This window comes from Thalassolituus sp. UBA6592, assembly GCF_002433655.1.
GTDB lineage: Bacteria > Pseudomonadota > Gammaproteobacteria > Pseudomonadales > Oceanobacteraceae > Venatoribacter.
Window position 1 is genome coordinate 1 of sequence record NZ_DJIO01000140.1, and the last position, 20,033, is coordinate 20,033.

The following is a 20,033-nucleotide window of genomic DNA, read 5'->3' on the forward strand; positions in this document are numbered from 1 at the left end:
CGTCAGCGTACCTGGGGTGTGCCGATTGCACTGTTCGTACACAAAGACACCAGTGAACTGCACTCGGATTCTGCTGCACTGATTGAAAAAGTCGCATTAAAAGTAGAAGAGAAAGGCATTGATGCCTGGTTCGATCTGGAGCCATCTGAACTGCTGGGCGACGAAGCCGATCAATACGTTAAAGTGATTGATACGCTGGACGTATGGTTCGATTCCGGTGTGACTCACACAGCGGTATTGCGCCAGCGTGACGAACTGAAATTCCCGGCAGAAATGTACCTGGAAGGTTCGGATCAGCATCGTGGCTGGTTCCAGAGTTCCCTGCTGACCAGTGTGGCGGCGTATGGCACTGCGCCATATAAAACGGCGCTGACTCACGGTTTCACTGTGGATGGCGAAGGCCGCAAAATGTCCAAATCACTGGGCAACACGGTTGAACCACAGAAAGTGATCAATCAGCTGGGTGGCGATATTCTGCGCTGGTGGGTAGCAGATACCGATTACAGCGGTGAAATGACCGTTTCTGATGAAATTCTGAAACGTACCGCTGACTCATACCGTCGTGTACGTAATACCTGTCGCTTCCTGTTGGCCAACATCAACGGCTTTAATCCGGCAACGGATATGGTCGCCGGTGATGAGTTGCTGCCACTGGATGCCTGGATGGTGGATTACACCCGCAAGCTGCAGGAAAAAGTCATCGCCTGTTACCTGGATTATGACTTTAAAACCCTGACAAAAACCCTGATGAACTTCTGTGTGACCGAGCTGGGTGGCTTCTACCTGGATGTCATTAAAGACCGTCAGTACACCTGCAAAGCCGATGGTCTGCCACGCCGCAGTGCCCAGACCGCGCTTTATCATGTGCTGGAAGCCATGGGCCGCTGGATCGCGCCTGTGCTGTCTTTTACCGCAGAAGAAATCTGGGAAAACCTGCCGGATCGCAAAGAAGACTCTGTGATGCTGGCTGAGTGGTATACCGATTTCCCACAAACCGGTGCCAGCCTGTTTGATGACGAGTTCTGGGATGACATCATCAAGGCCAAAGAGGCCGTCAACGGCGCACTGGAAAAAGCCCGTGGCGACAAAACCATTGGTGCCAGCCTGAGCGCGGATGTTGTGCTGTATGCCAAACCAGAGCTGAAAGCACAGCTGGAAAAACTGGAAAACGAACTGCGTTTTATCCTGATTACTTCCGGCGCCGAAGTGAAAGACTTCGACGACAACGCAGGCGATGCTACTGAGCTGGATTCTCTGCGCGTTGCCGTAACAGCATCAGAGCATGAAAAATGCGAACGCTGCTGGCACCACACAGATGATGTTGGTGCAGATGAGAAGCATCCGACTCTGTGTGGCCGCTGTGTGGAAAACGTTGAGGGCGACGGCGAAGTCCGTCGTTTCGGCTGATGGCTGCAAAAAAGTCTGCGCTGATCTGGTTGTGGTTAGCGCTGGCTGTGTTTGTGGTGGATTTTGCCACCAAGCAGCTGGCGGAAAATATGCTGAATTACGGCCAGGCAGTGAACCTTCTGCCTGTGCTGGATTTTACCCTGCTGTATAACCCCGGTGCGGCATTCAGTTTTCTTGCTGATCAGGGCGGCTGGCAGCGTTGGTTTTTTACCGCAATATCTGTTGGTGTGAGCCTGATGCTGATTATCTGGCTGAAGCGTCTGCCCCGTGGTCAGGTGCTTTTGCCCAGCGCACTGTCGCTGATTCTTGGCGGTGCTATAGGTAATCTGTTTGATCGTCTGGTGTACGGTCACGTGGTGGATTTTATTTCTGTGCACTGGGACAAATCCTATTTTCCGGCATTTAATATTGCCGATTCCGCCATTACCGTTGGCGCCGTGCTGATGGCACTGGATGTTTTGCGGGAAATGAAGCAGGAAAAAAAGCAGGCGTGAATGCCTGAAGAGAGAGAATAATGAGCGTTGCTGAAATTCAACAGGGTAGCAAAGTAAGTATGCACTTTGCGATTAAATTACCGGACGGCCAGGTGGTGGATTCTACCTTTGAAAAAGCGCCGGCTGAATTCGCTATGGGCGACGGTAATCTGCTGCCGGGCTTTGAAGAATATCTGGTTGGTCTGGTATCTGGCGATCATAAAGAATTCGCCATTCCACCGGAAAAAGGTTTTGGTCAGCCTAACCCGCAGAACATGCAGGAAATGAAACTGAGTGACTTTCCCGTGGATATGCCGGTAGCTCCCGGACTCATGGTTTCTTTTGCTGATGCCCAGGGTTCTGAATTACCCGGCGTGATTCACAGTGTTGAGGGAAATTGGGTAACAGTGGATTTTAATCATCCGCTGGCCGGTAAAACCCTGACCTTTGAAGTGCAGATTCTTGAGGTGCAGGATGCAGATTAAGCTGGCGAATCCACGCGGATTCTGTGCTGGTGTTGATCGTGCGATTGATATTGTAAATCGCGCGCTGGATTTGTTTGAACCGCCGATTTATGTTCGTCATGAAGTGGTGCATAACAAATTTGTGGTGAACGGACTGCGTGAGCGCGGCGCTATCTTTGTCGATGAGCTGGATGAAGTGCCGGACAACTGCATCGTTATTTTTTCTGCTCACGGCGTGTCACAGGCTGTGCGGAAAAATGCTAAAGACCGTGGTTTGCAGGTGTTTGATGCGACCTGTCCTCTGGTCACCAAAGTGCATATGGAAGTTACCCGTTTCAGTCAGTCGGGCAGTGAGTGCGTATTGATTGGTCATAAAGGTCATCCGGAAGTGGAAGGCACCATGGGCCAGTACAGCGAAGCCAACGGTGGCCGCATTTATCTGGTGGAAGATGAAGAAGATGCGGCGGCACTGGAAGTTGCTGATCCGAATACGCTTTCCTACGTTACCCAGACAACCTTGTCGATGGATGACACTTCCCGGGTTATTGACGCTCTGCGTAAAAAATTCCCGAACATTGAAGGGCCGCGCAAAGACGATATCTGCTATGCCACACAAAACCGTCAGGATGCGGTTAAAACACTGGCATCGGACTGCGATCTTTTATTGGTGGTCGGCTCACCGAACAGCTCCAATTCCAATCGTCTGCGCGAACTGGGCGAACGTATGGGCGCTAAAGCCTATCTGATCGACAGTGCGGCAGAAATCCAGCAGGAATGGCTGGAAGGCGTTAAAGCTGTTGGTATAACCGCAGGGGCATCCGCGCCGGAAGTGCTGGTTAAGGAAGTGGTTGATACCCTGGTCGCTATGGGTGGAGAAGCACCGCAGGAACTGGATGGCATTCCGGAGAATGTGGTGTTTTCGTTGCCGAAAGAGTTAAGAATGAAGGAAGTTGACTAAAGGTCAACTTCGCTTCCGCCTACTACGCGTGCCTGTTTCCCTGCTGAGTTAAACAACAGGTCGCCGTCTGCGGCCTGATTTCCCTGAGCCTTGGCCCGCAGCTGAACGCACTGGCTGTACCCCATGCCGGTACATTTTTCGACCGAAATTACATACAGGCCACGATTGCTGTTCATTGTGCTGTTTGGCAGGCCGAGATCTTTAAGGTCATCGGCATATTCCATATTGTCAGCATAAAAACGTTCCTGAGCATCCAGTAATTGCTGCATTGCCTCGATACCATCAGTGCGATCTGCCCGCATTGTGTAGTTACGGTACGATGGCATAGCGACGAATGCCAGAATAGAAACAATGGCGACCGTCACAAGTAATTCAACAAGAGTAAAACCGTTTTTCATAATAAGTCCATTAGATGTTCTTTCTGTTCGGGAACCAGATAGTGCCGGTCTGAACATATCGGGCAACCTGATCATCGTAGGTTACGGGTGTTGAGTTCAGCAGGCCATAGGTTCGTTCCGCGCGGTCGAGTGTTGTGCCGGAAAAATCCCGTGCCAGAATCGCGATGCGAACAGAGACTACCCGGCCATAATTGGTAGAACCGGATGGTTCTTCGTAATGCTCGATACTTCCATCATTATCGCCTATGCCCAGCAGGAGCTGAATGCTTTCAACGCCGTTGGCAATCGACTGCGCGGCTCCTATCGGATTGCCTCCAGCATCGTAGGTAACACACCATAACTGGAAGTCATTTGTGGTGTCTGCGTCGGCGGTATTAGGTAAAACCCAGTAGACATCGACTATTTCCGCACCGCTGCTGACCATAGCCGCAGGTAAGGCCTGGGCTGTGCAGGTGGTTTGTTCGCGTGTGCCTGAATTGAGTCCTCCGGCGGTTCTGCGAATAGCGATGCGATCACCACCATTGGTATTGTTGTCTGAATTAAAGGTGCAATCAGCTCCGGCGGCAGGCGGCATTGCCCCGCCGGCGCACAGCTCCGCAACAGGTTCTATACCGCCGGTACCTGAAAGATAATTTCCATCGTAACCACCGACAGATGTTTGCTCTGTCATCCACGCCATAACCAGACGGCCGGTTTCCTGAGCCTGAGCTAAACCTTCTGATACACCAGCATTACGGGCACTGGAGACCATAATATTGATGACGAAATAGGAGATAACCAATCCCAATGCTGCAGCTATCATAAGTTCGATGATAGTCATACCGGATTGGCGGCGCATGGCATTCATAACTGTACCTGCCTGGTGAGTGTCTCAGTTCGGTTCTCATTGTCATCGCCAATGATATAGAGCCTGTTACCGTTCTCGTCAGAACCTGAGGTTCTTACATCCCATGTTAAAGATAAAGTTGCTCTGTTGTTGACGATATCCGTTCTGATGCTTAATACCGGGTTGCTGATAAAATCCGCAGACTTTTCGCGGACGTTAATGCCATCCAGAGTGAAGTTCCTTGGGCACACCAATTCCCACAGATCAAACTGCGCCATTTCCTGAGCACTACAGTTTTCAGCATCCTGATTATCACCATCAAAATATGCTGCGCACATTTTAGCCGGAACAGCGCACGCGTAGTTACCGCCCGTGTTGTAAAACTGCAGCCCCAGACTGTTTGCATTCATTCTGTCGGCAAGGTCTTTAAGAATCCAGACCGCCTGGGTTCTGTTGCCCGAATCCTGACTGGCCTGATTAGCTTTAAGTTGCATAGCTGCCATGCCCAACAGACCAATGGTCGTAATAGCAATGGTGATCAGAATTTCAATCATGTTGAAGCCGCGCTGACGATTTAAGGTGCACATGCCGCTTCTCCTGTTACCTGAATTTGGCCAATCCGGTTGACGCTTAATGTTCTGACTTTATCTCCGGTACAGCCCGGCACATTAACAACGATGGTCGCATCGGTGTTTGATCTGCCATTAATATCAAAAGTCAGTGGCGCTGCTGTTGTGATGTTAGCGCTGGTGATCGTGCCGGCTGTCAGGTCGTGGCCACGGGCACGTAACTCCTGATTTGTTGTGGAGTTAACCACCCGCCAGCCATCGCGCCAGCTGTTCAGCGGCTGAAACACAATAACTGCCGATGTCGTTACCGCCTGACTGCGGGCGTAGCGGAGATCGATTTCGATCTCCTGATACAACCTGTCGGCCATCCGGTTTGGGATCAGACTGCTGAACATCGGGGCTGCGAACACACCGACAGCAGCGATAATCCCTACGACTATCATCAGTTCCGTCAGAGTGAATCCTTTTACTGCTTTAACATTCACGTGACTAATCTTCCCGCCAATAGGTCCGTTTGAATTGGGTAAAGTTGCCCCCGGCCGGAATAACCTCTGTGCCGATTGCTACCACCGGTGTCGAAGACTGCCCAGTGGAAGAATCTGACGGTGGGAACACGAGTACCGGTTTCGGTACGATACCGCCCTGGTTCAGGTCAATCTGAGTAACGATCCGCTCTGTTGTATCCGGCGCGTCGTATGGACTGATTTGCAGTAATCTCGCCTGCCCAGAGTCAGGCTCGCAACCGATTTCAATGGTGGAATCGGAAGGCCTGAATGTCGGAGCATAAATCACGTCGTTCACCGTCAGAGTGGTACTCAGAATTTTCTCACCGTCATCCTGCAGGGTCACGTAAAAACCATTCATTTGTTTGGTTGCAGATGCAGATGCAAATGAACTGTAATCAGCCAGATCTGACATCGAAAGTTTTGTATAAGAAGACGGTGCTTCATCAACATTAAAATCATTGATAACAAATAAATGATCTTTCGTCGCAGTAGATAACGGGCCGGCACGGAAACCCGATCCAATTGTAATCTGATAGCGGCCAATTTTACGGCTCAGCATGTTAGAAGAATCGTCCGGATCAGGGTATTCGAAATAACCATAATCTGTGTAAATCACATCAGGCTGAGTGTAAAAGCGGGTGTTGCCAGCTGCTGTCCCGCTATTTAAGTCAGCAATAACACCGCCTTTGGCGAAGTTGGTCTTACTGGTATTTTCTTCATTAATATCAAAACGCCAGATACGACCACCTACATCGGCACCATAGAGCGTATCGACAGTCCCGTTACCGTCGTTATCAATCAGAGACAGATCTCCGGCAAAGCTGGAGGTCATCTCAGATGAATAGAATCCTGACTGGCTGACAAATCTGCCGTTCGCTTTCCACAGCAGGTCGAACATATTGCCGGAACCTTCGTTATTTGCTTTTACCATATAAATGGCGTTGCCAACATCGTGAGTGATACGTTGGGTGGCGTTGTCTTCGTCCTGGTCATAGCCGCCACCGAAGAAGAATACGTCAGTTTCCTGTCCTTGCCACATAACGGTTGCTGGCATCATACGCGACCAGGTCTGACCAAGCTCTTCAAAGCCGGTATCGCCACTTTTAATCTGGGCAACAAATTTTGGATTAGTGCGATCGGATACATCCAAAGCAAAATAGCTGTTTCCACCACGGCGCATACCGGCGACGAGGTAGACAGTATCATCGGAATCAACCACACCGTCCTGGTTTTTATCGTTGTGCTGGATGGTTAATGGACCATCAATGCCATAAGCCTTGAGCATGCTGCCTTCGCCGCGTTGATAAACTGCGATATTGGGCAGTAATTCACGTGGCATAAAGGCCCACAGCTCTCCCGGAGAATTTACATTGGTATCAAACGCATGGATGTAGCCAGCATTTGTTCCTGTATAGAGGACATCCTCCAGCGTATCTGTACCGGTGCGGTAAGTCACCAGAATAGGGTTGCCGTGTAATGGGTCTGCCAGTGTGCGTCGTGCCTGGCCTGTATTTGGATTAATTCCCCGCGCCCATTGCAGGGCATCTTCACGATCGGCCGAGCTGAGCGTTGTACCGGACGGCAGTCTGTCATCCAGCATGGCGGCGGTAATTGAATTGTTGTCTTCGTGGATGCGGTTGCCGGTCTGGCGGATGGTGCCGCTGCCTTGCAGGTTGGTGAAGACATTGCGTCCGGCTGGCAGTCTGTTCGCCATACCGCCGCTCTCTACGTCTGAACCATCAGCATCGCCAATCGTCCAGAAACTTTTCGCGGAATCTTTGAAGAAACCTGTGTTCGGGTCAATGGCTGCAGCTGAGTTCTGATCGAGGATGGTGCCAGCGGAATTCATTTTGTAACGCTTGATGTTACCCGACCAGCCAGGCATTTCCGATGGCTTGAACACCGAGTAATAGAGCTCTTCTCTATGCTCAAGACTGTTGAAGGCATTCACCGCGACAACCGGAGCGGCGAAGTTACCAGCTGTATTGGCGATACCTCCAAAAACTTTCAGCAGAGCCGATGTGAGGCCTGATTCATCGCTAGCTGAATAATAGTGCTTAGAAAAATACTTTCCTGCATCTGCATCCCAATAAAGTTCATCATCGGTCAATGGATGACCAAATTTAGCGATATCACTGAGGTACTGCTTTTCTGTAGATGTAATGCCGGAAAATCCACCCACAGTATGAACATAAATGGGCTGATCAATTTCAGACGCATTAGGATCGTTTTCACCCGTGAGATCGCTGTCCGTGAAATGATCGGTTTGTTGCAGGAAGTATGCAAGTTCTTCGGTACAACCACCGCTATTGCTACAGGATTTTGATAAACCCGACGGCAAATTCTGCATTGGGTCTATCAGATTTTTGACCCGGCTGTTCGCGTCTACGTCCGAAGAGGCCGCACCATCGGTAAAGAGCACAATGTGATTTTTCTGACAGGTAGCTGTTACTGGTGAGCGGTATTTGCCATTACTGATACTTTGTGGAACGCTGCCCAGATAATTCACATAATGCACTTGGTTTGAGACGTTATCCCAATAATTATAGGTTACCCTGATACCTTCCAGATTGTTAGAATTTGACCATTCCGGGTCGCCGTAATGAGGCGATTTTCCTGTCATATATCGATAGGCTTCGTACATGCTTTCGGTAATAGGAGTACCGCCACCAATATTACCGTTACTCAGAGAATTGATGGTATTGATAAGAGTGTTTTTGTCGCTTTCTGAGTCGGTAGCAACAAAATGTTGCATGACGGAACCACCCTGATAACTGCCATAGGCCTCATCAAAGCGCATAACGGCAATGTTAATTGGCAGTGAAGGATCCAGTTGCGAAATGGCGTTCACGGCGGAACGTTGCACAATTTCCAGACGGGTGTCTTCGCCTGTGTGAGGCTTTTTATTTTCGGACGCTCTATACGCCATTGACCCCGATGTATCGATCAGGAAGATAACATTTGGATTAACGCGGTTTTGCGTATTACGATAAATTTCCGTGTCATCAGCATAAACGACTTTATTACTGAAGAGGCCGAAGGCTATCAGGGTTAACCAATAAATTTTCATAAGACGGCACTCCCGTCGCTCGTTTCTGTTCTGGTTTTAACTGGTGTGTGCATCATGCTCCTCCTGGAATCAGGCGCAGAACTCCGATTTCCTGAGTCACAGTGATCACGTTATTTTTACTGACCGCCGTCGTGGATATTGCTGCCGGTAATACATCGCAGGCAGTACCACAGCCTGGCACTGCTTTCAGGTAATAATTATTTCCCGATGGTTTTGGCAGTGCACTCACGGACGTCGTAATTCCGGAGTCAGGCACAACTTTGGAATCAAATTTTGGTTGTGACAGTACGTTGCTGAATTCCGTAAACGGATCGAAGTGTGGAATGTCGACATCATCTTTATCCAGAGCATTTTTGTACATTCGTTCTGAAAGGGACATGATCTTGCCCTGCAAGGCAGAATCGTCACGCATGACGTCGTAGACATAACTTAACGTCCCCCGCGCGGCATTAGCCACTTCGTGCTGATGCTGCAGGTTGTTAATCATCCGTATCTGGGTAGATGAGCGTTGCATGGCTACCATGGATACCACTGTGATGGCTGTCAGCATGACCAGACTGATGATCAGTGCAGAGCCACGCTGGTCATTATGCCGATTGTTGTTCATCTCAATACCTTCCGGAAAATCTTATACGCTTAACTGTAATCCTATTGGAAAGTACAGAAAGAGGATGGTGACGAACGGTCACTATCGGCAGATTACTGACGGCTATAGCGAACCAGTTCTCAGTCCGGGGGATTAGTTTCCACAGGGAACGTTTTTGCGTCCGGCTGTTTCGGCGACACCATCGTTGTTGCTGTCTGAACCTTTGCGGATACGCCCCAGGCGCGAGATGATGAGGGATTCTGAAAAGGGCATGCTCTGGCTTTGGCTGCGGCGGCAGTAGCCAAAAGAACCTGTGCTGGCACCTGAGTAGCCCTGCGGGTTGAAGCTGATGACGCTGCCAGTGTAAGAGCGAATGACAGACGGATCGGCTTCAGGAGAACCGGAATATGTCATCTCATTATCATCAAGAATACGGTTGTTGTTTTCGTCATTAAACATAACCAGTGGCGCGTTCCAGTCTCTGTGACAACTATTAGCTGTCATCGGGCACAGTGTGATGCGGGTCTGGCTATAGATGGCTTGTTCCCGGGCTGAGCGGATAATACGTTTAATCGCAGTAATATCCTGGCGTGCGCGATTTTTTTCCAGGTAAGCATTAAAAGGGGGAGCCGCGAGACCGGCTGTCCCGCCAATAATGAGCAGTACGACTAACAGTTCAGGCAGAGTAAAACCGCAATGGCGGCGCAGGTGTTCCATAGTTTCTCCTCAGGGTCGTCCTTGACCTGAGGAATATAGTTATCGCGTTAGTGAGAAAAGTCACTAGTACGTCGGTACTATATTTAATCGATTCCCAGTTTTTTGCAGCGATAACGCAGGGCGCGGAAGCTGATTCCCAGTTTTTCTGCGGCGGCGGTTTTATTCCAACGGGTGGCTTCCAGTGCCTGGGTAATGGCGGAGCGCTCAATGTTTTCCAGATAGGCTTCCAGATTGTTGGTTTCGATACGCTGTTCGCTGGCAGAACTCTGCGGACGTGATTCAGCAGATGGTTCCCCTGAGGATGGCTGCAGGCGAATATCGGCCAGTGTGATGCTGTCACCTTCGGCCAGGGTCACGGCGCGTTGCAGGATATTTTCCAGCTCTCTGACATTTCCCGGGAAGTCATAATCCAGCATTGCCTGATAGGCGTCAGCATCGAGAGTAATTTCCGGCATATCCCACTCTTTCGAGTATTTGATAATAAAGTGGCGTACCAGCATGGGGATATCTTCGCGCCGGTCAGCAAGGCGCGGTACATCGATCTGAATCACATTGAGACGGAAATACAGATCCTGACGGAAGCTTCCCTGACTGACCATGGCGGCCAGATCTTTGTGACTGGCGCAGAGAATACGGACGTTAACCGGTGTTTCCTGATCAGAGCCAATGGCCCTTACGGATTGCTCCTGAATAGCCCGCAGTAACTTCGCCTGCATATCCAGCGGTAGTTCGGCGACCTCATCCAGAAACAGCGTGCCACCGTGAGCGGCACGGAAAAATCCCGGTTTGTCCGAGCGGTCGGGAATCATGCCGCCTTTTACCTGACCGAAAAATTCGCTTTCCATCTGGTCGCGTTCAATGGCGCCGCAGTTTACGGCAATAAAAGGCAGCTCCATACGGGCACTCTGATGATGAATCAGGCGGGCGATCAGCTCTTTACCGGTTCCCGGCTCCCCTTGAATAAATACCGGTGCCTGAGTGCGGGCGACTTTATAAATGCGCTGCTTCAGATCGTGCATGCCGACAGAGTCACCGAGAAGACCATCGGCGGACGGAATATTTTCGATATTGGCCGGCACCCGGGTCAGCTGCAGGGCGGCTTTGACCAGTTCCCTTAAGCGCTCGGTATCCAGCGGTTTGGCCACTACATCAAAGGCACCGGCTTTCAGTGCGTTCACGGCAAGTTCCATATTGCCGTAAGCCGTAATCATGGCCACCGGCATATCCGGGTGCTGGGCGTTGCATTGCTCAATCAGTTCCAGCCCGTTGCCGTCCGGCAATTTCATATCCGTGATGCAGAAATGATAAGGGCGCTCATTGAGCAGGGCCTTGGCTTCACTGACGTTGGCCGCCTGATAGCAATCGAGATCCATACGCTGCAGAGTGATGGCAATCAGCGTGCGGATATCGGGTTCGTCGTCAATTATCAGTGCGGCGTACTTGCTCATAGTGCGATCCATTGTTTAAGCAGACTTCATAATGATACGGAAGCAGGTCCCGTTTGGAATGGGATAATACTGAATTCTCGCATGATTGGCTTCACACAGCTCCCGACAAAGGTATAAACCGAGACCTGTGCCACTGTGTTCTGTGGTGTAGAAGGGCTCAAATAAATGCGGCCTTTGTTCCGGTGCGACGCCATTACCATTATCGATAATGTCGAGATAAATACTGTTGACGTCAGAAATGGTGGCAATCATGGCCAGTCGTGCGCGTTCACCGGCAGCTTTTACTGCGTAGCGCAGACCGTTGGTGCAGAGGTTGTGCAGAATCTGCTGCAGTTGCCCTGGATCAAAACGCACCTGAATATCGTCTGGACAGAGAATGCTGAGTTTGTAGTGATCGGTTTGGGTGATCTGTTGCAGTTGTTTGGCGAAATGTTGAAGCCAGGGTGACAGCCGCAGTGTTTCAGCGGTGGACTGACTGCGACGTGACAGCGACAATACATCTTCGATGGTACGGTTAATGCGCATGCACTGTTGCTCAATAATCTGCGTCAGCTGTTTCTCGCTTTCCTGTAGTTCCGGTGCTTCGGAAAGCAGCTGGGCAGCCTGGCGCAGGGCACTTAACGGGTTGCGGATTTCATGGGCAATGGATGCTGTCAGACGACCAAGAGCAGCCAGTTTTACGTGTTGCGCTTCCTGAGAAATAATTTCGGTATTTTCTACATAAATCAGATAGTCGCCGGGCTCCGAGTCATTCAGTGGAACCCGCTTCAGCAAAAGTTTGTCGCTGCCGCTTTCAATAATGCTGTTTTCTCCGGAGTCATACAGCAGATCCGGCAGGTTTTCCCCTTCAATAAGGTCAAACCATTCCATGGCTTTATTATTGAAGAAAAGAATTTCGTCGTTTTTATCACAGGCAATAATGCCGTTTGGCAGATTGAGTAATGCCTGACGGCTGAAATGGTGCAAACGACGCAGGCGTGTTTCCTGATCGGTAGCGAGGGAGAGTGCGCTCTTTAATCTTTTCGACAGTGTCTGGGTAATGCTGGCAATCACAAAACAAAGCAGCCCATATAATCCGCTGTTGATCAGATCATGGGTCATTTTGCCTTCCATCCAGTAATTCTGGGTATAAAAAATCGCCAGCGTGGTCCACGCAGCGACACCAAAACCTAACACCCCCGGGGCAAGCAGGTTGGCAATGGCGACGGGGATAAGAATCAGACTGGAAAACCCACTGGCCAGACCACCGGACGCAAACATCAGTGCAGACAGCAGAGCGATTTCTGCGAAAACATAACTGATGGCTATCTGAGGGTCCGGCTGTCGGTTGGCAACGACGGCAAACGCTGCCGCGGCGACGACATAAATTGTGCAGCCAATCAGAAATACTGTCGGGTCTGTTCCGCCGATAATGGCATTCTGTTTATCCAGGGTGTTGCTGATGAGTAACAGCAGGGCGAGAAACAGCGAATAATAACTGTACAGGCGCAGCAGCCGGTTACCGTGAACAACCAGATCAGTGGGTTTTAAGCGGATGGCCAATATTTACTCCTGACTTTGTCGGACTCAGAGCGACAAACATTGCGCCCGGCGGCTATTTTCCTGACAATACTGCGCAACTATATCACGCTGTTGATAACACACCAGTTATCGCGCTCTCTCAATTTTACGGTTAAAAATCGTCATGCCGACTACAAACAACAGTCCGATGCGCATTGCTCTTGCGCAGCAGAATTTTCTCGTTGGTGATATTGAAGGCAACGCTGCCATTATCGCTGGCCAGGCGCGTAAGGCCGCCGCGGATGGCAACCAGCTGATCGTCTTCTCTGAGCTGGCTCTGACCGGTTACCCGCCAGAGGATCTGCTGCTGCGTCCGAGTCTTCAGTTGCGGGTTGACGCTGCTTTGCAGCAGGTGGCGGAGGCGTCTGCGGGAATCGCCATTGCCATCGGCTATCCATGGCGGACGGAAGGTGGGTTATATAATTGTGCGGGCATCTGGAGCGATGGCAAGCAGATCGCCCATTACGCCAAACAGCATCTGCCAAATTATCAGGTATTTGATGAAGAGCGTTATTTCACCGCAGGCAGTCAGCCTTGTGTGGTAGAGCTGCATGGCCATAAAGTTGCGCTGACCGTGTGTGAGGATGTCTGGCATCCAGGGCCGGTGGAGCAGGCCGCAGCGGCGGGTGCTGAGCTGATTCTTAACCTGAATGCTTCCCCGTTCCATCTGGGTAAACAGTCTGAGCGTGCCGAACACCTGCAGAATCATGCGCGCAGGCACAAAGTTGCGCTGTTGTATGTCAATCAGGTTGGTGGTCAGGACGAACTGGTATTCGATGGCGCGTCTTTTGCGGTATCGGCCAGCGGTGAAAAAGTGCTGCAGATGGCGGCTTATGAAGAAGCCCTTGCCTGCGTCGAGTGGAATGGTTCAGATCTTACCGCCATCAGCGACAGCTTTGATGCCCACGAAGATACGCTGGAAAGTCTGTATCAGGCCCTGGTTCTTGGTGTACGTGATTACGTGAATAAGAACCGCTTTAAAGGCGTTCTACTCGGACTCAGTGGTGGTATCGATTCAGCGCTGACCCTGGCCATTGCCGTGGATGCTCTGGGAGCCGACAGGGTCAAAGCCGTGATGATGCCATTCACTTATACCTCTGGTATGAGTAAAGAAGACGCCGCCGAGCAGGCAGAAATCATGGGCGTGATTTACCGCTCGATTTCTATTGAACCTATGTACCGCGAATTTATGGCCGCACTGGCGCCAGAGTTTGAGGGCATGTCGGTGGATACCACAGAAGAAAACCTGCAGTCCCGCTGTCGTGGCGTGCTGCTGATGGCAATGTCCAATAAGACTGGCTACATGGTGCTCACTACCGGCAACAAGAGTGAAATGGCCGTGGGTTATGCCACTCTGTACGGCGATATGGCCGGTGGTTATGGTGCATTAAAAGACGTCTATAAAACCAAGGTATTCGCGCTGGCGGAATACCGTAACACCATTTCGCCGGTGATTCCGCAGCGCGTGATTGATCGTCCGCCTTCAGCCGAGCTGGCGCCGGATCAGGTGGATGAAGACAGCCTGCCGCCGTATCCGGTTCTGGATACCATTCTGGAAAGCTATATCGAACAGGATATGAGTGCTGAAGCCATTATCGCGGCAGGCTTTGCGCGTGAAGATGTGATGCGGGTTATCCGTCTGGTGGACGTCAACGAATACAAACGCCGTCAGGCGCCGATTGGTGTGCGCGTTACTCCGCGTGGTTTTGGCCGCGACCGTCGTTATCCGGTGACCAACGGCTGGAAGGCAGGTATCTGATAGCAAGAACTGACAGGTAACACTTTTGTTTATCAGACGCTCTCGGATAAACAAAAAAGCCCGCGCTGAGTAACTCAGGGCGGGCTTTTTTGTTAAGCAGGGGTATCAGTCTTCGCCGGAATCCAGCAGACCAAAGCTGATGATGTTCCAGAATGAGCGACGGTCAACCATGGCCAGTCCGGAGTTCTCAAATTTGCCGTCAACCAGCTGCGGATGATCGGGATAGTTCAGTTTCAGCAGCGCCAGAGATTTATCCGCTTCAGGCTGCATGCCCAGTGCTTCGTAAGCTTCAATCTGAATCGCTACCGCATCAGCAACCGCGCCGGTTTTCTGATAATGCAGCAGCACATCGGTACAGCGGTTGGCGGCTGCCATATAGGCGTGACGCTTCATGTAATAGCGGGCAATTTCCACTTCATGAGATGCCAGACGCTCACGGATAAATACCATGCGGGCACGGGCATCGGCGGTGTAAGGGCTGTCGGGGAAGCGGATCAGCAGCTCTGAGAAATGACCAAAGGCATCCTGCAGTGGCGTAGGATCACGTTTGGCTGTTTCTTTGTCCAGATAACGCTCAACCGTCACAAAGCTCATTTCGTAGGTTGCAAGGCCGCGCATGTAATAAGCGTAATCAACCTGAGGATGCAGCGGATGCAGGCGGATAAAACGCTCAGTATCGGCCAGCACGGCTTCCATATCTGAGGTCATGTAGTGAGCATAAATCAGTTCCAGCTGCGCCTGTTCTGCATAGCTGCCGAACGGATACTGGGATTCCAGCTGCTCCAGACGGTCGATGGCGACCAGAAAGTTTTTGTCGTTCAGGGCGTCACGTGCTTCCTGATAGAAGGTTTGCTCGTTTTTTTCTTCCGGTTTTTGCGGTGAAGAGGAGCAGGCGGAGAGCAGAACGGCGAGAATAACCAGCAGCCAGCGGGTGTTCATGGAGTGTGTACCTGAATGTCGATATAATTTCATAAAGCGCCGTATTAAAGCACAGACCTGTCACAGCCCCAAACGCTGTTGGCTTTAACGCGCAAACCTATAGTCAGTAGCCGGAGCCGTATGAGTAATCAGATATCCCAAACCGCAGAAGTTCCTTATGAGATGGGCAATAAACGTCTCGATCAGGTGGCAGCACAGCTGTTCCCTGAGTATTCACGTTCACGCCTGCAACAGTGGATCAAGGATGGCCAGCTGCAGGTAAATGGCAAAACCATACGTGGCCGTGACAAACTCGTTGGCGGTGAAACCCTGACGCTGGAAGCTGAGCTGACCGCCGAAGGTGACTGGCAGGCAGAAGATATTCCGCTGGATATCATCTATGAAGATGACGACATTCTGGTGGTGAACAAGCAGGCCGGCCTGGTGGTTCATCCGGCGGCCGGTAATTACGAAGGCACCATGCTCAACGGATTGCTGCATCATTGTCCGCAGCTGGAAAACATTCCCCGTGCCGGCATCGTGCACCGTCTCGATAAAGACACCACCGGCCTTATGGTGGTGGCCAAAACTCTGCAGGCGCAGACCAATCTGGTGGCGCAGCTGCAGGACCGCTCCATGGGACGTGAATATGAAGCTGTGGTGCAGGGCCATATGACCGGTGGTGGTAAAGTGGACGAGCCGATCGGCCGCCATGGCACGCAGCGCACGAAAATGGCGGTTAACCCGATGGGCAAAGAAGCCATCACGCATTACCGGGTGCTGCACCGTTTTCCTACCCATACCTATATCCGTCTGAAACTGGAAACCGGCCGTACCCATCAGATTCGCGTGCATATGGCTCATATCGGCTACCCGCTGGTGGGGGATTCGACCTACGCTGCCCGTACCCGTCTGACCAAGGGGATCGGCCCGGATCTGCGTGAAACCCTGCTGAATTTCAAACGCCAGGCACTGCATGCCCGTAAGCTCGGTCTGATGCATCCGGTCAGTGGCGAATTTATGGAGTGGGAAGTCGATCTGCCGGACGATTTCGTCGATCTGCTGGCGGCGCTTGAAGCCGATGCGGATGACTGATTCAGGCGTTGTTGCGGGCGGATTTGTCCCTGACTGGACCCTGCCAGAGGGGGTTTCTGCGTTTGTCAGTACCCGCTCCGGCGGCGTCTCTCTGCATCCTTATGACAGCAATAATCTCGGTGCTCATGTTGGTGACGATACGCAGCACGTCGCTGAAAACCGCCGTCGTCTGCTGTCGGCGCTGAGCGGGCTGCAGCATATTCAATGGCTGGACCAGGTGCATGGCAGTGATGTGGCTGAGGCCAGCGATGACGGCATCAGCCGTACTGCTGATGCCCAGTACTCGTCTCAACCCGGACTTGGCTGTGCTGTGCTGACCGCGGATTGTCTGCCGGTGCTGTTCTGTGCCTCTGACGGCAGCAAGGTTGCTGCCGCCCATGCGGGTTGGCGCGGGTTGGCGGGGGGCGTGTTGCTGAATACACTGGCTGAGTTTGAAAGTGCGGACGATGTGCTGGTCTTTCTCGGTCCGGCTATCGGCCCTGATGCGTTCGAAGTCGGCCCGGAAGTGCGCGAGGCGTTCGGCTGGGCGTCCGATGCCTGTTTCCGCGCCGGGCAGGGCGACCGTTTACAGGCCGATCTGTACCGGCTCGCCGCTGAACAGCTGCAGGCGGCCGGTGTGAAATCAATATCCGGTGGCGGCTTCTGTACCTTCTCCGACGCTGAACGCTTTTACTCGTACCGGCGCGCGTCGGTTACCGGGCGGCAGGTCAGCCTGATCTGGCGCAGCTGCTGACGGCTTATTTGCAGTTCTGTTCGATCAGTTTATTGGCCTTTTCAATTTCACGCTGGCGCTCATCATCCGTGAGCGGGCGGATTTCACCATCCGGCTGTTTAAAGCGGCGGGAAAAATTGGTGGTCACGCGCTCTTTGTAGTCCCGGGCACGCTGGCAGTTTTTCATTGCCTTTTCTTTATCAGCCTGTGTCTGCTGTTCTTTTTCAGCTTCAGGTTCAGCTTCAGGCTTTTCTTCATCTTCCGTCTGCCAGGACGGTAATTTGTAGCCTTCAACATTTTCTGCCGGACGTTGCACGTTTACATTGTAACGTTCTGCTTTCTGCGCATTGCCTTCCGGTGGCTGACTGCTGAAATGCGTCTGACCTTTGTCATCGACCCAGCGATAAATTTCTGCGGAAGCACTTGCTGAATAAAGTGAAACAAGCACAAAAGGCAGTAAATATGTGACGGATTTCAAATGTCTCATCCGTTGGCTCTCCGGGAATTAATTGTTCGCTCACGTTCATAAAAACCGCGCGATTTGTCAAGGATTGAAAAGGCATTTGAACTGGACATAAACCGCGAAAATGCTAGAATTACGCCGCTTTTGTCAGCAGGCACGCATCCACCAGTGTAACGCCTCTGGCAATGACAGCTTCGGGTACGGTTATCTCCGTCCCGGTTCAGACTCGGCGTCCTCGACCAGGCAACGAGCTTCTGATGAATAACTACAAGTTAATCATCCAGCCTGAGAGAGCCTTAATGTTGTTTCTGGCTCAATTCGTATTTGAAATTAGATACCCAAGCTCCAATGGTGGGGCATGTGAAAGAGGATAGTACGGTGGAATTACTTTCCGGCGGAGAAATGCTGGTTCGTGCACTGCATGAATCAGGTGTTGAATACATTTACGGCTACCCTGGTGGCTCCCTGCTGCACGTCTATGATGCTCTGTACCGTCAGAGTGCCGTAAAACATGTATTGGTCCGTCACGAGCAAGCTGCTGCTCACATGGCTGATGGCTACGCTCGTGCGACAGGTAAGCCGGGTGTGGTCATGGTGACCTCAGGCCCGGGTGCAACCAATACCATTACCGGTATTGCCACAGCCTTTACTGATTCGATTCCAATGGTCGTCATCTCTGGTCAGGTGATGAGCTATCTGGTGGGCGACGACGCCTTCCAGGAAACCGACATGCTGGGTGTATCACGTCCGATCGTGAAGCACAGCTTTGCTGTTACCCGTCCGGAAGATATTCCTGAGCTGGTGGCAAAAGCGTTCCATATTGCCAGCACCGGCCGCCCAGGCCCTGTGGTTATTGATATTCCGAAAGACATGACCATGCCGAATGAGCGCTATGAGTATGTCTATCCGAAAAAAGTGAAGCTGCGTTCTTACACGCCGCCTCAGCGTGGTCACTCCGGTCAGATCAAAAAAGCCGTTGAGTTGCTGCTGAAAGCCAAGCGCCCGATTATTTATTCCGGTGGTGGTGTGATTCTGGATGGCAGCTCTGACAAACTGCGTCAGCTGGTTGATCGTCTGAATGCGCCATGCACCAGCACCCTGATGGGTCTGGGTGCCTATCCGGGCACCGGTGAGCGCTTCCTCGGTATGCTCGGTATGCATGGCAGCTATGAAGCCAATATGACCATGCATCACGCCGATGTGATTATCGCCATTGGTGCGCGCTTCGATGACCGTGTAACCAACGCGACTGATAAATTCTGTCCGGATGCCAAGATCGTTCATATTGATATCGATCCGTCATCCATTTCCAAAACCATTGTCGCTGACGTGCCGATTGTTGGTCCGGTTGGTAATGTGCTGGATGAGATGACTGCACTGCTGGACGAATCCGGTGAAGAACCGGATGCGGAAGCACTGGAAGCCTGGTGGAAACAGATCAACGAATGGCGTCAGCGTCATGCGATGCGTTATGAGAAAAACGACAACGGTCTGATGAAACCACAGGAAGTGATCGAAGCCATGTGGGAAGCCACCAAAGGCGACGCATATGTTACTTCTGACGTAGGTCAGCACCAGATGTTTGCTGCTCAGTACTACAAGTTCGACAAGCCAAACCGCTGGATCAACTCCGGTGGTCTGGGCACCATGGGCTTCGGTTTCCCGGCGGCCATGGGCGTGAAAATGAATTTCCCGGACGAGATGGTCGTGTGCGTGACCGGTGAAGGTTCCATTCAGATGAATATTCAGGAGCTTTCCACCTGTCTGCAGTACGGCATTCCGGTAAAAATTCTGTGTCTGAACAATGGCTCACTGGGTATGGTGCGTCAGTGGCAGGACATGAACTATGAAGGCCGTCATTCCAGTTCTTACATGGAGTCTCTGCCTGATTTCGTTAAGCTGGTAGAAGCCTACGGCCATGTGGGTATCCGCGTGACCGAGCGTGATCAGCTGCCACAGGCGCTGGAAGATACCTTTGGTAAATATAACAACCGTCTTGTGTTCCTGGATGTTGCTGTTGATGAACACGAACACGTGTATCCGATGCAGGTTCCAACCGGTTCCATGCGCGATATGTGGCTGAGCAAGACGGAGCGTACCTGAT

At 51.6% G+C, this 20,033-nt stretch carries 19 protein-coding genes; 8 read left to right on the forward strand and 11 right to left on the reverse strand.

From position 1 onward, the window contains the following. From B2Z72_RS13825 to ispH, 4 genes are all read left to right on the forward strand, one after another. Positions 1 to 1,407, forward strand: a 1,407-nt coding sequence (locus B2Z72_RS13825) for a class I tRNA ligase family protein (protein ID WP_297005086.1), incomplete at its 5' end; no start/stop codon positions are given. After that, positions 1,407 to 1,901, forward strand: a complete 495-nt coding sequence (gene lspA, locus B2Z72_RS13830; protein ID WP_296982761.1) for a signal peptidase II — start codon at positions 1,407 to 1,409, stop codon at positions 1,899 to 1,901. The genes B2Z72_RS13825 and lspA, both read left to right, overlap by 1 nt. Before the next feature lie 20 nt (positions 1,902 to 1,921). Beyond that, complete coding sequence (gene fkpB / locus B2Z72_RS13835) at positions 1,922 to 2,365, forward strand: FKBP-type peptidyl-prolyl cis-trans isomerase (RefSeq protein ID WP_296982760.1); 444 nt, start codon at positions 1,922 to 1,924, stop codon at positions 2,363 to 2,365. Continuing rightward, the gene (gene ispH, locus B2Z72_RS13840; RefSeq protein WP_296982759.1) at positions 2,355 to 3,302 is read left to right on the forward strand and encodes a 4-hydroxy-3-methylbut-2-enyl diphosphate reductase; all 948 of its coding nucleotides are present in this window, start codon (positions 2,355 to 2,357) and stop codon (positions 3,300 to 3,302) included. The genes fkpB and ispH overlap by 11 nt, the downstream gene beginning before the upstream one ends. On the opposite strand, the gene B2Z72_RS13845 is transcribed toward ispH, so the two are convergent. From B2Z72_RS13845 to B2Z72_RS13885, 9 genes are all read right to left on the reverse strand, one after another. Continuing rightward, positions 3,299 to 3,700 carry a type IV pilin protein gene (locus tag B2Z72_RS13845; protein WP_296982758.1) on the reverse strand — a complete coding sequence of 134 codons (402 nt, stop codon included), beginning with the start codon at positions 3,698 to 3,700 and terminating at the stop codon, positions 3,299 to 3,301. The two genes, ispH and B2Z72_RS13845, sit on opposite strands and share 4 nt — an antisense overlap. A gap of 10 nt (positions 3,701 to 3,710) precedes the next feature. Continuing rightward, positions 3,711 to 4,547, reverse strand: coding sequence for a PilW family protein (locus tag B2Z72_RS13850; RefSeq protein ID WP_296982757.1), 837 nt, complete (start codon positions 4,545 to 4,547; stop codon positions 3,711 to 3,713). After that, the gene (gene pilV / locus B2Z72_RS13855) at positions 4,544 to 5,113 is read right to left on the reverse strand and encodes a type IV pilus modification protein PilV (RefSeq protein ID WP_296982756.1); all 570 of its coding nucleotides are present in this window, start codon (positions 5,111 to 5,113) and stop codon (positions 4,544 to 4,546) included. Before pilV ends, B2Z72_RS13850 begins: the two co-directional genes overlap by 4 nt. Then, positions 5,101 to 5,580, reverse strand: coding sequence for a GspH/FimT family pseudopilin (locus B2Z72_RS13860; RefSeq protein ID WP_296982755.1), 480 nt, complete (start codon positions 5,578 to 5,580; stop codon positions 5,101 to 5,103). The genes pilV and B2Z72_RS13860 overlap by 13 nt, the downstream gene beginning before the upstream one ends. 4 nt (positions 5,581 to 5,584) lie before the next feature. Further along, a complete protein-coding gene (locus B2Z72_RS13865; RefSeq protein WP_296982754.1) occupies positions 5,585 to 8,671 on the reverse strand; it encodes a PilC/PilY family type IV pilus protein in 3,087 nt (1,028 codons plus the stop codon). 52 nt (positions 8,672 to 8,723) lie between these two features. Further along, complete coding sequence (locus B2Z72_RS13870; RefSeq protein ID WP_296982753.1) at positions 8,724 to 9,278, reverse strand: pilus assembly PilX family protein; 555 nt, start codon at positions 9,276 to 9,278, stop codon at positions 8,724 to 8,726. Between the two features lie 132 nt (positions 9,279 to 9,410). Next, the gene (locus B2Z72_RS13875) at positions 9,411 to 9,974 is read right to left on the reverse strand and encodes a GspH/FimT family pseudopilin (RefSeq protein ID WP_296982752.1); all 564 of its coding nucleotides are present in this window, start codon (positions 9,972 to 9,974) and stop codon (positions 9,411 to 9,413) included. Between the two features lie 83 nt (positions 9,975 to 10,057). Then, complete coding sequence (locus B2Z72_RS13880) at positions 10,058 to 11,422, reverse strand: sigma-54-dependent transcriptional regulator (RefSeq protein WP_296982751.1); 1,365 nt, start codon at positions 11,420 to 11,422, stop codon at positions 10,058 to 10,060. 15 nt (positions 11,423 to 11,437) lie between these two features. Then, the gene (locus B2Z72_RS13885) at positions 11,438 to 12,964 is read right to left on the reverse strand and encodes a sensor histidine kinase (RefSeq protein WP_296982750.1); all 1,527 of its coding nucleotides are present in this window, start codon (positions 12,962 to 12,964) and stop codon (positions 11,438 to 11,440) included. A gap of 142 nt (positions 12,965 to 13,106) precedes the next feature. Between B2Z72_RS13885 and B2Z72_RS13890 the strand changes: the two genes are divergently transcribed. After that, a complete protein-coding gene (locus B2Z72_RS13890) occupies positions 13,107 to 14,741 on the forward strand; it encodes an NAD+ synthase (RefSeq protein WP_296982749.1) in 1,635 nt (544 codons plus the stop codon). Positions 14,742 to 14,846: 105 nt separating this feature from the next. Here the strand turns inward: B2Z72_RS13890 and B2Z72_RS13895 are convergent, their stop codons facing one another. Beyond that, on the reverse strand, positions 14,847 to 15,680 hold the full coding sequence (locus tag B2Z72_RS13895) for an outer membrane protein assembly factor BamD (RefSeq protein ID WP_296982748.1): 834 nt from the start codon (positions 15,678 to 15,680) through the stop codon (positions 14,847 to 14,849). 120 nt (positions 15,681 to 15,800) lie between these two features. Here B2Z72_RS13895 and rluD point away from each other — a divergent pair, with 120 nt between their 5' ends. Both rluD and pgeF read left to right on the forward strand, forming a co-directional pair. Then, positions 15,801 to 16,754, forward strand: a complete 954-nt coding sequence (gene rluD, locus B2Z72_RS13900; RefSeq protein ID WP_296982747.1) for a 23S rRNA pseudouridine(1911/1915/1917) synthase RluD — start codon at positions 15,801 to 15,803, stop codon at positions 16,752 to 16,754. Then, positions 16,747 to 17,487: a peptidoglycan editing factor PgeF gene (gene pgeF / locus B2Z72_RS13905; protein WP_296982746.1), complete on the forward strand. Its 741-nt coding sequence runs from the start codon at positions 16,747 to 16,749 to the stop codon at positions 17,485 to 17,487. Before rluD ends, pgeF begins: the two co-directional genes overlap by 8 nt. A gap of 4 nt (positions 17,488 to 17,491) precedes the next feature. Here the strand turns inward: pgeF and B2Z72_RS13910 are convergent, their stop codons facing one another. After that, positions 17,492 to 17,953, reverse strand: coding sequence for a DUF4124 domain-containing protein (locus B2Z72_RS13910; protein ID WP_296982745.1), 462 nt, complete (start codon positions 17,951 to 17,953; stop codon positions 17,492 to 17,494). Positions 17,954 to 18,307: 354 nt separating this feature from the next. Between B2Z72_RS13910 and B2Z72_RS13915 the strand changes: the two genes are divergently transcribed. Further along, positions 18,308 to 20,032, forward strand: coding sequence for an acetolactate synthase 3 large subunit (locus B2Z72_RS13915; protein ID WP_296982744.1), 1,725 nt, complete (start codon positions 18,308 to 18,310; stop codon positions 20,030 to 20,032). Position 20,033 lies beyond the last annotated feature (1 nt).

What these genes read in the sequence shown, in the direction of transcription:
- fkpB (WP_296982760.1), top strand. Translation starts at nt 1,922, where the DNA reads ATGAGCGTTGCTGAAATTCAACAGGGTAGCAAAGTAAGTATGCACTTT.
- pilV (WP_296982756.1), bottom strand. Translation starts at nt 5,113, where the DNA reads ATGTGCACCTTAAATCGTCAGCGCGGCTTCAACATGATTGAAATTCTG.
- ispH (WP_296982759.1), top strand. Translation starts at nt 2,355, where the DNA reads ATGCAGATTAAGCTGGCGAATCCACGCGGATTCTGTGCTGGTGTTGAT.
- pgeF (WP_296982746.1), top strand. Translation starts at nt 16,747, where the DNA reads ATGACTGATTCAGGCGTTGTTGCGGGCGGATTTGTCCCTGACTGGACC.
- B2Z72_RS13845 (WP_296982758.1), bottom strand. Translation starts at nt 3,700, where the DNA reads ATGAAAAACGGTTTTACTCTTGTTGAATTACTTGTGACGGTCGCCATT.
- lspA (WP_296982761.1), top strand. Translation starts at nt 1,407, where the DNA reads ATGGCTGCAAAAAAGTCTGCGCTGATCTGGTTGTGGTTAGCGCTGGCT.
- B2Z72_RS13850 (WP_296982757.1), bottom strand. Translation starts at nt 4,547, where the DNA reads ATGAATGCCATGCGCCGCCAATCCGGTATGACTATCATCGAACTTATG.
- B2Z72_RS13875 (WP_296982752.1), bottom strand. Translation starts at nt 9,974, where the DNA reads ATGGAACACCTGCGCCGCCATTGCGGTTTTACTCTGCCTGAACTGTTA.
- B2Z72_RS13890 (WP_296982749.1), top strand. Translation starts at nt 13,107, where the DNA reads ATGCCGACTACAAACAACAGTCCGATGCGCATTGCTCTTGCGCAGCAG.
- B2Z72_RS13880 (WP_296982751.1), bottom strand. Translation starts at nt 11,422, where the DNA reads ATGAGCAAGTACGCCGCACTGATAATTGACGACGAACCCGATATCCGC.
- rluD (WP_296982747.1), top strand. Translation starts at nt 15,801, where the DNA reads ATGAGTAATCAGATATCCCAAACCGCAGAAGTTCCTTATGAGATGGGC.
- B2Z72_RS13910 (WP_296982745.1), bottom strand. Translation starts at nt 17,953, where the DNA reads ATGAGACATTTGAAATCCGTCACATATTTACTGCCTTTTGTGCTTGTT.
- B2Z72_RS13865 (WP_296982754.1), bottom strand. Translation starts at nt 8,671, where the DNA reads ATGAAAATTTATTGGTTAACCCTGATAGCCTTCGGCCTCTTCAGTAAT.
- B2Z72_RS13895 (WP_296982748.1), bottom strand. Translation starts at nt 15,680, where the DNA reads ATGAACACCCGCTGGCTGCTGGTTATTCTCGCCGTTCTGCTCTCCGCC.
- B2Z72_RS13870 (WP_296982753.1), bottom strand. Translation starts at nt 9,278, where the DNA reads ATGAACAACAATCGGCATAATGACCAGCGTGGCTCTGCACTGATCATC.